12 protein-coding genes are annotated in these 13704 nt (G+C 46.3%); 1 reads left to right on the top strand and 11 read right to left on the bottom strand.

What is annotated here, in order from left to right; translation table 11 throughout:
• Positions 1-171 precede the first annotated feature (171 nt).
• The 11 genes from MHH25_RS09370 to MHH25_RS09320 all read right to left on the bottom strand — a co-directional run bounded on the left by MHH25_RS09370 (position 172) and on the right by MHH25_RS09320 (position 12863).
• A complete protein-coding gene (locus MHH25_RS09370; RefSeq protein WP_036669829.1) occupies positions 172-1125 on the bottom strand; it encodes a 4-hydroxy-3-methylbut-2-enyl diphosphate reductase in 954 nt (317 codons plus the stop codon).
• 67 nt (positions 1126-1192) lie between these two features.
• Positions 1193-2653: a HAMP domain-containing sensor histidine kinase gene (locus MHH25_RS09365; protein WP_340019868.1), complete on the bottom strand. Its 1461-nt coding sequence runs from the start codon at positions 2651-2653 to the stop codon at positions 1193-1195.
• Position 2654: 1 nt separating this feature from the next.
• On the bottom strand, positions 2655-3344 hold the full coding sequence (locus tag MHH25_RS09360; protein WP_338708229.1) for a response regulator transcription factor: 690 nt from the start codon (positions 3342-3344) through the stop codon (positions 2655-2657).
• Positions 3345-3519: 175 nt separating this feature from the next.
• Complete coding sequence (locus MHH25_RS09355) at positions 3520-5184, bottom strand: trypsin-like peptidase domain-containing protein (RefSeq protein ID WP_340019867.1); 1665 nt, start codon at positions 5182-5184, stop codon at positions 3520-3522.
• Between the two features lie 148 nt (positions 5185-5332).
• Positions 5333-5995: a response regulator transcription factor gene (locus MHH25_RS09350; RefSeq protein WP_017689597.1), complete on the bottom strand. Its 663-nt coding sequence runs from the start codon at positions 5993-5995 to the stop codon at positions 5333-5335.
• 18 nt (positions 5996-6013) lie between these two features.
• Positions 6014-7039: a sensor histidine kinase gene (locus MHH25_RS09345; protein WP_036669825.1), complete on the bottom strand. Its 1026-nt coding sequence runs from the start codon at positions 7037-7039 to the stop codon at positions 6014-6016.
• Positions 7040-7042: 3 nt separating this feature from the next.
• Positions 7043-8071 (bottom strand): cell wall-active antibiotics response protein LiaF, encoded by a 1029-nt coding sequence (gene liaF, locus MHH25_RS09340; RefSeq protein WP_340019866.1) that lies wholly within the window; start codon positions 8069-8071, stop codon positions 7043-7045.
• A gap of 199 nt (positions 8072-8270) precedes the next feature.
• Positions 8271-8486, bottom strand: a complete 216-nt coding sequence (locus MHH25_RS09335; protein ID WP_340019865.1) for a hypothetical protein — start codon at positions 8484-8486, stop codon at positions 8271-8273.
• A 111-nt stretch (positions 8487-8597) separates the two neighbouring features.
• Positions 8598-9389 carry a 3D domain-containing protein gene (locus tag MHH25_RS09330; RefSeq protein WP_256720077.1) on the bottom strand — a complete coding sequence of 264 codons (792 nt, stop codon included), beginning with the start codon at positions 9387-9389 and terminating at the stop codon, positions 8598-8600.
• A gap of 176 nt (positions 9390-9565) precedes the next feature.
• Positions 9566-11503, bottom strand: coding sequence for a threonine--tRNA ligase (gene thrS, locus MHH25_RS09325; protein WP_036610058.1), 1938 nt, complete (start codon positions 11501-11503; stop codon positions 9566-9568).
• A gap of 415 nt (positions 11504-11918) precedes the next feature.
• Positions 11919-12863, bottom strand: a complete 945-nt coding sequence (locus MHH25_RS09320; protein ID WP_124113713.1) for a putative sporulation protein YtxC — start codon at positions 12861-12863, stop codon at positions 11919-11921.
• A 180-nt stretch (positions 12864-13043) separates the two neighbouring features.
• Between MHH25_RS09320 and MHH25_RS09315 the strand changes: the two genes are divergently transcribed.
• The gene (locus MHH25_RS09315; RefSeq protein ID WP_051447154.1) at positions 13044-13448 is read left to right on the top strand and encodes a hypothetical protein; all 405 of its coding nucleotides are present in this window, start codon (positions 13044-13046) and stop codon (positions 13446-13448) included.
• The last annotated feature ends 256 nt before the right edge of the window (positions 13449-13704 follow it).

The raw sequence follows: 13704 nt of genomic DNA, 5'->3' as shown, positions 1-13704 counted from the left end.
TAAAGTGAATATACCATAGTTATCTGATTGCGTCAAGGTACACATTCCTTATCCATATACAAAAAAAGAATCCTGCTCCACAGGCTCCGACATTCGGATCTGCATAACAGGATTCTTCTCATTCACATCTCGTTTTTAATTCACATACACTTAGACTTACTTTTACATTTCCTAAGGTGTACGTGTTTTTTCTCTAACTGGAGGCAACAGTTTGCTCATGTTCACGGTACGTTTGATCTCCCACGTCTCCGGCTTGTCATGTTCATACTGTTCCAGGTAAAGGATGACTTCTTTCGTGATCGGTGTTGGTGTTGATGCACCCGAAGTAACCGCCACCTTATTTACACCTTTCAGCCATTCTTGCTGAATCTCGGAAACATCAGATACACGGTAGGCCGTAACACCCGCAATCTCCTCCGACACTTGTGCCAGACGGTTAGAGTTATTGCTTCGAGGATCACCCACCACGATAACCAGGTCCGACTGACCTGCCTGTTCCGCAACAGCTTCCTGACGAACCTGAGTTGCAAGGCAAATCTCATTATGAATCTCTGCGCCCGGAAACTTCTCCAGCAGACGGCTCATAATGTGTTTGATATCCCACTGGCTCATCGTTGTCTGATTTGTAATAAGGATTTTGCCTGGAGATACGTTCAGCTCTTCGATCTCTTCTTCCTTCTCGATCAGATGAACGAGATCTGGTGCAACACCAACGGCACCTTCTGGTTCAGGGTGATTCTTTTTGCCGATATAGATGATCTGATAACCTTCTGCCGTCTTCTCCCGAATGAGATCATGGGTCTTGGTGACATCAGGGCATGTTGCATCCACTGTTGTCAATCCTTTGTCCCGTGCCAACTTGCGCACTTCAGGAGATACACCGTGAGCTGTGAAAATAATCGTGCCACTCTCCACTTGGCTCAAAATATCCATCCGGTTCGGACCATCCAATGTAATAATACCTTCATCTTCAAAGGAATCCGTCACATGTTGGTTATGCACAATCATACCCAATATATAAATAGGTCGTGGTAAATCCAGATTGCGTGCCGCTTGACGCGCGAGCACCATCGCATCCACAACGCCGTAACAATATCCCCGCGGCGAAATTCGTAGTACTTCCACTTGGTTGCCACCCGCTTTCTTTCTCGGCAACGTTGCCGATGTAATTGCAGTCCTGTCTATTATACCTTTATTCGATAGGCGGAGCAAAGACAACCGGCAACCAGATAATAAAGGTGGTTCCTTCTCCACGTCTGGTCACAACCTCAACCGATCCATGGTGTTCCTCAATAATCCACTTCGCAATCGAAAGTCCCAGACCTATGCCCGGTGTAGCCCCGCGGGATTCATCTGCCCGATAGAAACGATCAAAGATGAACGGCACTTCGTCCCGATCCATCCCAATACCGGTGTCGCTAATGCGTAGTCCCACCTGGCCCTTGTATAATACGGCATCCAGCGTCACAGAGCCTTCAGGTGTGTATTTAAACGCATTTTCGATGAAAATAAACAGCATCTGTTGCAGATAGTCCTTGCTACCATTCACATAAATGCCGTTCAGGATGGAAAAATCTCCTGGAAGCCAGTCTGCCTGACGATCCAGAAATTGTGCTCTGCGTGCTACTTCCTGTACGAGTATCTGCAGCGGGATCGGATTCAGTTCAATTTTCTGACCCGTATCCGCTCTCGCCAGCGATAACATGTCGCTGATCAGCCTGCTCATACGTTTTCCCTCGTCCGCCATGTCTTCAATGGCTTCCAGCGACATTTGTTTGACAGTCTCCTCATCCAGATTCGGTCGGTCGCTTCCTTCCTGATCCCACAGCTTCTTCAAGAAGTCTACGTTCCCGCGAATGGTGGTCAGCGGCGTACGCAGTTCATGCGATGCATCGGATACAAAGCGGCGCTGGGCAGCATTCGTCTCCTCCAAACCACGGAATGACAATTCTGTACGTTCAAGCATATTATTCACCGTTTCAATCAGACGCCCGATCTCGTCCTTAGGCCCAGCGTATTGAATACGTACACTTAAGTCATCTCCAGATTGAATCTGATTGGCGGCATCAATGACAGTCACGAGCGGACGCATCGACTTGCGAGCCAAGACGAGACCTGAGGTAATAGCGAGGGCCATCGCTACCAGCCAGCCAAAAACCAAAATATTAAGCAACGCTTCCAGCAAGCGCTCTTGTGAACTTACATTCGCACCAACCTGAAGAATTCCACGTACTTCATTGGTTCCCTGAAGAGAAAGAGGAAGCTGATTCACCAGAAACGGTGTACCATCCACATAGATCTTGGATATGCCTCGCTTTTCAAGAATTTCATTGGCTTTTAATACCGGAAACTGAATCTCCAGTTTTTTCATATTGCCGGAAATTATGCCTGTGCGACTCTGATAATCCCAGAGTTGAATGTAAATTTGTGCCTCCTGAAGCTGGCTCTCTGTAAATGGGTCCAGATCCAACGACTGCGAAAGAGGATTTACACCAATTTGATCCGTAATCCGGGCACTTTTCACCTTTAATTGCTGTTCGACTTCCTGATAGGAATTAAAATAAACAAAGGCATAGATGACAACGCCCCAAAAAATAAGCACGGCGGCCAGAATACCAGAATACCATGCGGTTAGTCTTAACCGAATGGACATGTCAGGAGTCACCTCTCAGAATATAACCGGCTCCCCGGATGGTCTGGATTAGACGTTTGCCACCGTATTCTTCGGTCTTCTGTCTGAGCATGGCAATGTATACTTCAAGCACGTTAGACTCACCGCTGTAATCATAACCCCAGATTTTATCCATAATCAGATCGCGTGACAGTACCCGTCTCGGATTTTGCATGAACAGATTCAACAGTTCGAATTCCTTGGCAGTCAGTTCCAGGCGTTGCCCATCTCGCACTACTTCGCGTGAGTCATTGTCCAGAATGATATCTTCATACATCAGACGATTGTCTGGTGTACCCGCACTATCTGACTTGCGGCGCAGCAATGCCCGGACACGTGCCAATAATTCTTCCAGCGCAAAAGGTTTTACAAGGTAGTCATCGGCTCCTGTGTCCAGTCCGGTCACCCGGCTCTGTACTTCATCCTTGGCCGTCAGCATCAGCACAGGCACTTTGCTGCCTGCTTCTCTCAATCTGCGACACACCTCAAATCCGTCAATCTGCGGCATCATCACATCCAGCACAACGATGTCCGGCTCCTTGTCCATCAGTTTGCTGAGGCCTTCGGCTCCATTTGAAGCCGTCTGTACCTCATATCCTTCAAAAGCCAGCCCCCGGCGGAGCATGGATACAATTTTTTCGTCATCATCCACAATCAAAATAGTTGAGCGCATGGTGGTCTTTCTCCTTTATCCTAACGTTTTATCCCATTGTAACAGGCAGAAGCACAATCTGCATCTTCAAGTAGGCGTCTCCAATCCGTCCTGGTCCATTGTAACCCTGCTTCATCAGGGCAAAAAAACGGAAGGGCCTTCAAACCCTTCCGTTGTGTTAATCCTTACCCGATATTTATGGTTGCTGCTGTTGTGTATCTGTTGTTTGTGAAGTATCAAAATCATTTTTGTTGCCGATTTTGATTTTCAAATCCATCTTTTTACCATCACGCACCACGTTCAGTGTAACTTCACTACCGATTTCCTGTTTCTTGATAAAATCAATCAGATCTTGACTTGTCGCGTACGGCGTACCATTGGCACCTGTGATGATGTCATATGCACGAAGATCTGCTTGGTAAGCCGGTGATTGGAAGATCGTGCTGGCTACAACTGAACCTTCGGTAACGTCTGTTCCCATTTGTTTAGCAACTTCAGGCGTGAGAGCCATCAGAGACGCACCGATAAAGGGTACTGGCTCTTTGGGAACTTCTTTGTTCTCTTTAAGATATTTAACGGCTTCAGAGATGACGCTCGACGGGATTGCAAAACCAATTCCCTGTGCATCTGCGCTTACTGCAACGTTCATTCCGATAACTTCCCCATTCAGGTTAAGCAACGGACCACCGGAGTTACCCGGATTAATCGAAGCATCGGTTTGCAGCAAATGGCTGTACTCACGTGTTTTTCCTGTTTCTTCATCTGGAATGCTGATCGTACGTTCTTTGGCACTCAGTACACCTGCTGTAACGGTGTGTTCGAATCCTTCAGGGTTACCAATAGCTACAAGCCATTCACCGACTTGAGTACTGTTGGAATCACCCAGTGGAGCTACAGGGAACGCATCGTCACCACTGTTTTTCTCAATTTTCAATACAGCCAAATCCAGATCAAAGCTGCTTCCCAGCAATTTAGCTTCATAAGGTTTGCTGTTGTTCTCCAGCGTTACCTGGATTACATCTGCACCCTGAACAACGTGTTGATTCGTCAGGATATATCCTTCTTTGTCAAAAATGAACCCGGAACCAATGCCCATCGGCACAAGCTGATTACCGCTTTGTGGTTGCTGGCTTTGGCCTTGATTGCCTTCCGTTCCGCCGCCATTACCAAAGAAGTATTGGTACAGCGGATCACTTGTATTTGATCCACCCTGACCCAATCCTGTACGTGAGGACTGCTTTGCGAGTGTTTCGATTTTGACGACAGCCGGACTTGTGCTTGTTACTACGGAAGACACATCTTCTTTGCCAGTTGGCAGTAACGACGCTGTGACATTGTTGCCTCCGCCTGTGTTTGTAGACGCTTCCTGTCCTGAACTTTGATTGTCCGTGTTCGTAAGTGCCGTCTCCGGTGTGAACATGTTTGTTCTGTCAGCTGTGTACATGAGAACGGTAATGACCAGCATCCCGGCAATAAAGGAAAATAGAAGTGATCTTACGGAAGAACGTGGCTTGCGGTTATTATAGTTCCAGTTGCCTTTGCCGCCATTCCCTTGATCTCCACCGTTACCTGAGCCGTTTCCGCCGCCTGCTGATGATCTTTTCGCTTGTTCGGTTGATTCACTATTATAGTAAGTAGGTACGGGTCTCACCGGATCAGGTTTTGTAATCTCTACATTTCCTTCTTCACGTTGATTATTGCTTCCCATGTGATTTGCTGTATCTTCCTGATTCACGGACTGAAAAGGTCCATAAGAATAATAATAGGAGGATTCGTCCGTTCCGGAAGAATTGCGGTTCTCCGTTTGTTTGGTTTCGTTTTCCTCGTCTTGACGGTTCGATCTATAGTTGCGTTCGTCCATGCCTCTCTACCTCCCAATCTCTTATTCCCAAGAGATATTCTTTAACTGTCCTTATTTTGTACTTTAAACCTTAACCGTACCTTAAAAACAATTAAAAAGGAGATAAAAGCACGTAAGAATAGACTCTTTTCCCCGTCACGACAGCATTTTACCCTTTCGTTTTCACCCAACCCTGACGATGCGCATAGATGGCCAATTGTGTACGATCGTCCATCTCACATTTCATCAGCAGGTTACTCACATGTGTTTTGACGGTTTTGATACTGATATGTAATTCTTCTCCGATATCTTTGTTGGTCTTTCCCTCTGCAATAAGCAGCAGCACTTCCTTCTCCCGTTCAGTCAGACCTGATTCACTCTCTCTCGCTGTACGTTGTCTGATTCCCCGGGTTAACGCCTGCGACACATCACCTGTCATAACAGGCATGCCTCTATAGGCCCCTTGCAGAGCATAGATCAGTTCTTCAGCAGAGACTGTCTTCAGTACATAACTTACCGCACCCGCTTCAATCGCTTGCACAACTAGATCATCCTCCAGGAAACTGGTAAGCATCACAATTTTCATTCCTGGAAATTCAGTCATGATGGCTTTTGTTGCTTCAGCGCCATTCATTACAGGCATCATCAGATCCATCAGAATCAGGTCCGGCATTTCACTATCATTTAACTTACGTAACTGATCAAGCGCATCTTGCCCGTGGCCCGCTTCTCCCATCACATGAAAAGTAGGTTCCAGCATCAGATATGTTTTCAACCCCATGCGCACCATATCATGGTCATCCACAATCATCACGTTTACTTTACCACTCATTGCGTCTCCCCCTCTGGTTCACTCAGGAACGTTCGGGAATTTCGGGATCAATACCCGTACCGTCGTTCCCGCTCCCGGTTTCGATATAATCTGAACTTGCCCCCCAAGCTTCTCCGCCCGTTCACGCATGGTAGATAACCCGTATGAACCCGGACGCTCCGCTTGCTGTAAAAATCCCTGACCATCATCGCTGATGCTCATGCTGATCTGATGTTCACTCTCCCGTATGGACAGACTAACCACTCCAGCCTCTGCATGCTTCACGACATTGGCAACCGCCTCCTGAATAACAAGAAACAGCTGGTGCTCAATGGCATCCGAGATTCCGCCATCCAGTTCCAGCTCTTTCACACCTTTAAGACCATTCTGCCTGCAATAATCAGGAAACCAACTATCCAGTGCTGCGGTGAGGTCACGCCCTTCCAGCTCCACCGGTCGAAGTTGGGCAATCAATCCTCGCATCTGACGCTGTGCAATATGTGACATCTGGATCAACTGGTCCAGTACTTTACCACCATGTTCCGGATTCATCTCCAGCAGTCGCGGTAAAGACGAAGCCGACATATGCATGGCAAACAGCTGCTGGCTAACCGTGTCATGGAGGTCCCTTGCCATTCGTTTGCGCTCTTCAAGCACAGCCCGCTCCGAGGCTTGCTCCTTCTCAATGACTTCCTGCTCACCGAGGCGCTGAAGCAGTCTCATCTTTTTCTCAATCGAATCCATCATGACATTGAACTCCTGATAGACACGACCAAACGAAGCGTCATCCGCTTCAGGCATGCGCACTGCCAGATTACCCTTGGACACTTTCAACATGTTGAGATCAAGCAGGTCGATCTTGCGTTGGAGCCGTAATGCAGCGATATATCCGGTGATAACGGTGGCCAGCACAACAACAGCAACATAGGTCCATGCCCGCTGACGACCAGCCCCCATCAACACCTCTCCATACAATAGATAGAATCCGCCCAGCGTAATCAGACCAGTTAGCGCAAAATACATCATCAGTTCCCATTTATTGGCCTTGAGAATTGTTCGAATCATGCATTAACCCACCTTATTCACTTTGACGTCTCCGATAAACACACTTACAATAATCCGTACTTTTTTGCTTGCTTCATGGTAATGGGCAGTTTCAGCCTGGGCACTACTCAGGAATCCGCCGCGTTTCTGGTTCAACAGTGACATATCTCCAATGAAGGAATTTGTCGTCACCGTCACACCCAGATCCATATCTTCCGGAACAAATACTTTCACATCCCCAATAAATGAAGAAATGACAATCTTCGTCTCCCCATAAGGAATCTGTGCCTTCGTCAAATCAATTACGGTATCTCCGATAAAAGCCGAGATGTTCATTGGTTTCAACGAGAACACTTCCTGCCCCATGTACAGATCACCGATGAACGCCGATTTATTAATGGTATTGCCACTGCCATAATCCCCATAACCATTTCCGTAGTCATCATCATAATGTTCTCCATATCCGGTATCGTTAGAGTTATACGATTGATGTTTCTTCTTATATTGATGCCCTTGTGATGATGAATCCGTTGATCCTGTGAAGTGAGGGCCATGTGCATCGTTTTTCTGTTCCTGTTTTGGTTTGCCAAATGTTTTCTCGAACTGTTCGTCAAACGACGACGGCATCTCCAGATCCTCCGGAGCCAACGGTTTATAAGGTTGCTCAGGTGCTGGAGGTGGCTGCATCTTGTCATGATGTTTCCGATCACGACGTCGTGGCCCGATCAGTACAAACAATCCTCCGCCAATCAGCATAACCGGGATCAGATAACGAATGAACTCCCCCATGGAGTAATCAATCCATCCCAGGTTACGGGCAAGAAAGTAACCACCAATCGCCAGTACAATTACCGGTCCAATAAAGGCGTAACCCCCGTTGCGACGAATCTCAGAGATTCCTTTGACCCCCCACCAGATTAGAAATAACGGCCAATATGTTCTGAAAATATATCCTACATCAATGTCATATCCCAATTGTCTGAACAAGATCATCGCACCAATAGCAATAAGAGGTATGCCAACCCACCAGCGGTCACGCGTCGATCGTTTCATCGCTCATGTCTCCTTTGTCTATATTATGTATCCAGTGTAACTCAGACAAGACAATGAGAACAGCGGCGGCAGGTGGAATTCATCTCGGTCTCAAGACTGAGATCAGAGGATATTAATGTAAAAAAACTTCGCATATGTAAAACACCCCGGAGCTGCTGCTCCAGGGTGCTGAATCATCATTAGATTAATGAATCTTCAATTATTTTTTGTATTTTGATGCTTTGCCTTGACCTTGGCCAGTTTGGCCTATGTTTTCTACACCGAACTCGGCATTGTATTTTTCATCAGGTGTTTGGAAATTATCTTGTACTTTGTTTTGAGCGGATTGCTTCACTTTTGCTGCTGCATTCTCTTCTCCAAACTCTGCATTGTACTTCTCGTTTGGCGTTTGGTACCCTTGTGATTTTTTAGCCACAACGAATCACCTCTCTCTTCATATTTACGATACATTGCTGCACCGCGGGGTTCGTCCCCAGTCAGTATTATGTGGAGAGAGCACTTCAGTTATTCATGTGACCATGTGAAATTAAATGGCCTTGTCCAACCACGAATCCGGTACAGATTTGTACACATCGATTGCATCGGCCAACTCGCTGAGCATCTTTTCTGTGCATTTCCCAGCGCCTTGCCTGATCACCTGTACCTCCACATCCTTTTTGCCCCACTCTTTGTACACTTGCTTGGTTGTCGGGAAATACAGATCGATTTTATTGCCTTTGATCGCTGAACCCGTATCTGCAACAATTCCGTAACCATAGCCCGGTATGTACAGAATGGAACCCATCGGGAATAATTTTGGATCAGCTGCAATCGTGGAAACTGTTTCTTTATCACGACGTACTTTTACACCAGAATACGTAATTCCGTATTGAGGATGTTTTGGTCCTTTTCCTGTAGACTCCACACCTGCCGTATATCCCGTTGCTGTAACCTTTTGTGTACCCAGGATTTGTTCTGAACGCGGAGCAAGCACAGGCATAGACGGATCTGCCACTTGTTTCTCTGGAAGCTCAGGTCTTGGAATGACCATTGGTTGTGGTGACCACAATAAAGCCATATACACCATGGTCGTCAACTGAGCCTCATCGCTGTATTGATGGCTAACCTGTTCCGGAAATTCTTGATCAGACTTGCTCGAAGTTTCAATAATTGGACCTTCAATGCCGCTGCTCTGACTCTCGACATGCAGTACTGTACTTTCCTCTTCAAATGTATAGGCATCCGCCTGATTCAGGTTGATCATCATCCCGGCGAATATTACACAGCCAACCAATAAACCCCGTATATGTTCCTTTTGAATTGAGAATTGCTTTTTCATTGTATAACCTCCCCCTCACTGCAAAGGTTTTCCAAAAAGCAATTAATCTATACTTTTTACTGCAAACACTACGAAAAAACGCCTGAATAACATAGGTCAATCCCATGTCATTCAGGCGTTATGCAGAGTGATCAGCGCAACTTATGCACTGGTTATCTGATAAATCATTTGTTCATTTATACCAAACGTGTTGCAATTTCTTCTTTCAATTGAGCGATTATTTCATCGACCGGTTTCATGCCCAGATCGCCTTCTCCACGCTTACGCACGGATACGGCTTCTGCATTACGCTCATTCTCACCAACAACAAACATATAAGGCATTTTCTCAAGCTGCGCCTCACGGATTTTATATCCAAGCTTCTCATTCCGCAGATCGGCTTCAGCAGAGATTCCCGCACGTTTCAGCTTCGCTTCCACTTCACGCGCATAATCGTCGAAGTTTCCGGATACCGGAATCACTTTCGCCTGAACCGGAGACAACCACAGGGGGAAAGCTCCTGCAAAGTTCTCCAGCAAGAATGCTGTGAAACGTTCCATTGTACTAATTACCCCGCGGTGAATAACGACCGGACGATGTTTCTGTCCGTCATCTCCCACATATTCAAGTTCAAAGCGCTCAGGCAACAGGAAGTCCAGTTGAACTGTAGACAATGTCTCTTCTTTGCCCAGGGCTGTTTTGATCTGCACATCCAGCTTCGGACCGTAGAATGCCGCCTCACCTTCAGCTTCATAGAAAGGAAGATCAAGTTCTTCCACAACTTCACGCAGCATGCGTTGGGACATTTCCCACATCTCGTCGTTCTGGAAGTATTTCTCGGTATCCTGCGGATCACGATAGGACAGACGGAAACGGTATTCGTTGATACCGAAATCCTTGTACACTGTTTGAATCAACTCGATAACACGAGCGAACTCTTCTTTGATCTGATCCGGGCGTGCAAAAATGTGTGAGTCGTTCAGTGTCATTGCACGTACACGATGCAGACCTGTTAATGCGCCCGACATTTCATAACGGTGCATCATACCAAGCTCGGCAATCCGGATTGGCAGATCACGGTAGCTGTGCATGCTGGACTTGTACACCATCATATGGTGAGGACAGTTCATTGGACGGAGAACAAGTTCCTCGTTATCCATAACCATTTTCGGGAACATATCTTCCTGGTAGTGCTCCCAGTGTCCAGATGTTTTGTACAATTCCACGTTACCCAGAACCGGTGTGTATACATGCTGGTATCCCAGGCTTTCTTCCAGATCCACAATATAACGCTCCAGAGTACGGCGCAGCTTCGCACCGTTAGGCAACCAGATTGGCAAGCCTTGACCGACCAGTTGGGAGAATGTGAACATTTCCAGCTCTTTACCCAACTTACGGTGATCCCGTTTTTTAGCTTCTTCGAGGAAGTGCAAATGCTCGTCCAGCTGTGCTTTTTTCACAAAAGCCGTACCATAGATACGTTGAAGCATTTTGTTTTTGCTATCTCCACGCCAGTAAGCACCCGCGACATTCATCAGTTTGAACACTTTGATTTTGCTAGTTGATGGTACGTGAGGGCCACGACACAAGTCGAAGAATTCACCTTGCTCATAAATCGTAATCACGCTGTCCGCTGGCAAATCACGAATCAACTCAAGTTTGTAAGGATCGCCCACTTCTTCGAACGTTTTGATCGCGTCCTCGCGGCTAACTTCCTTACGTACAATTGGCAAGTTCTCGTTCACAATACGTTCCATTTCCTTCTCGATCTTTTGCAGATCTTCAGGATTGAGCGCATGTTCGAGGTCCATATCATAGTAGAAACCATCTTCAATGACAGGGCCGATACCGAGGCGTACCTCTTTGTTACCATATAAACGTTTCACTGCTTGAGCCATCAAGTGAGCTGTACTATGACGCATCACTTCAAGTCCTTCTGGTGAATCCAGAGTTACGATCTCCACCAATGCACCCTCATGAAGTGTTGTGGACAAGTCCACCACGATACCATCCAGCTTGCCGGCTACGGCATTTTTGCGCAATCCGCTGCTAATTGAAGCGGCTACGTCCTCAATGCTGCTGCCATCCGCGTACTCACGTACCGAACCATCCGGTAATTTAATGTTCACTGCCATTTGTCTCATTCCTCCTGTTAATGTAAACTTCGTGTCCAGATATTTATGGACTGATTATCTATTGCTATTCCAGTCATTTTGCAAAGGAACGCAAAAAACACCCGTCCCGGCAAAGGGACGAGTGATATATACTCGTGGTTCCACCCTAATTCAGCTGATTCATCCATATTCGGAAATACAGCCCTCATTGGCATGACGATAACGGGCATGACCCGGCAGATCCTTACTCGCGGATAATCCCCAATAAAGGCGATATTCTAACTCCACTTTCAAAATTGCAGCTACAAAGGGGTAAACCATACGTGATATCCGGAGGAAATTTCAGCCTAGGTTCCTCTCTCTGCACCGATCTTGCGTGTGGTTATTGTCTTTGTCAACGCTTTTGGTTCAATGGTTCACATGAAAAATTCATGGATCAACAGTTATTATAATTGCCGAGATCACTTGCGTCAAGACCTGTCAACAATCCTGAGCGCAGCACTTCGCATTCCGGGCAATGATGACATATTTGCACTTTGTCTTCAAAGATCTGGCATATGGTCGAGATGATTGGCAGATCCGGGGTGCGTGTATGGAGCATGACCTTCTCAGGAGAGATCGAGATGAGTGTACTTACAATCATATCTTCAATATCCATCTCCAGTTCCAGACCCGGCATTTCCACAACGACCTGTTCATCCTTTTGCACGGGTAACAGATTAAGTCCAGCATCCAGGACCTGAAATTCATGCATTCCCTTGTGTACAAGATGAACCAGAGGTACTTTGGCTTCTTGAAAAAACACAAAATATTTTAGCAACCCCATAAACTCTTCATACTGCCGATCCATCCAGAACTCATCGAGCGCATACTCCACTAATTCCTGAAGCTCCTGCTTATATGGCCGTATGCGGAAGTTGATAATGCCTTCAAGGTGAAAAAAGTGAACATCCTCCAGATCCTGCCGTAGTCCACTGGCTAACGTAGTACGACGGCGCTCTCGAAGTCCGGGCTGATCCAGATCACCATTTAATAGAAGTGGCATGCAGATTCGATTGACCTTTTCCACCTCATGCTCATCCATGACAGAACACGCCTTGGCGATCATATCCTCCACCATGCTCCGTTCTTGTGTCTCCATAATGAAGTCGGCGAGTCCAAGGGAGAGCAGATCACTGATCCGGGGAAGCCATTGCTGGAAGTCTTCGTGATTCTCATTCCCTCTGCACACCCAGGTTGCTCTTCCATCATTATGTTTGAAGGTGAGCCGAAATCCTCTTTTACTTATATGTAAACCTTTGGTTTTTTCCTTGACACAACGATAAAATTGATCCGCTTCCTCTTGCCCCGATACATCGGTCCATACAGCAAACAGTTCCACAAGAATCACTCCTTTCCTTCCTGTTCAAAGTATATGGCAAGGCCGATGGGGATATACGAAGCGGATTGATGGAAAGCGTGTCATGATTTCTCAGTATATTATAAAGAGGTTTGGAGTTAAGACAAAAATGTGTTATTATTTTAATAACAGTATATTTCACGGGAAAGGAGGGAAGCCAAAATGAGACAACAACCTAGAATACTCCACTACACTATCATTATCATTTTGTGCGTTTTCCAAGCCTTGTGCTTCCCTATTCCGATGCAGTCCGAATCTGCCGTTGGGGTGTCTGTAGAAGCAACTTCCAACAAGGAAGTGCTGTTGCAAATACCCGAATCCCAGCAGAAACCTGTCATTCGCAAATATCCACAAGTTATGTCCAAGCTGATTGCGGTTACGCATAATAAGCCTGTCTTTCTTGTCCTCGCATTGTTATTGATGCTGCGAATCCCTACAACGGGTCTGTCCTTTAAACCGTGGTATTGTCTGTTTAAACGCAGATTATTTCTGCTACCTATTAAGTTTACCAGCATGTATGTATCCCTCACCCCTATAGCACCAAAATACGTGAACGCTCTTCACTAGCCGTTACGACGTATTACAGGTTGCTTTTGCATGAAGACACCTCTGTAATGAAAGACGGTGCGCTTGTGCATAACTTATAACCCTTTTAGCACACGTTAGATAAACCCATGTTTATGACAGTACCTATTTTTGTTGTACCCACACCGACAAATTCAAATCATATGGCTGTGTCAGGAATTTCTGGCTCTGTTTACCCGCATCTTTTGATGTTCCCTTGAGCAGCAGATTAATCATTTTCGGGAAATAAGCCTGTCTT

It is taken from the genome of Paenibacillus sp. FSL H3-0457, assembly GCF_037981725.1.
GTDB classification, from domain to species: Bacteria; Bacillota; Bacilli; order Paenibacillales; family Paenibacillaceae; genus Paenibacillus; species Paenibacillus amylolyticus.
This window is presented reverse-complemented; position numbering and strand designations above follow the sequence as displayed.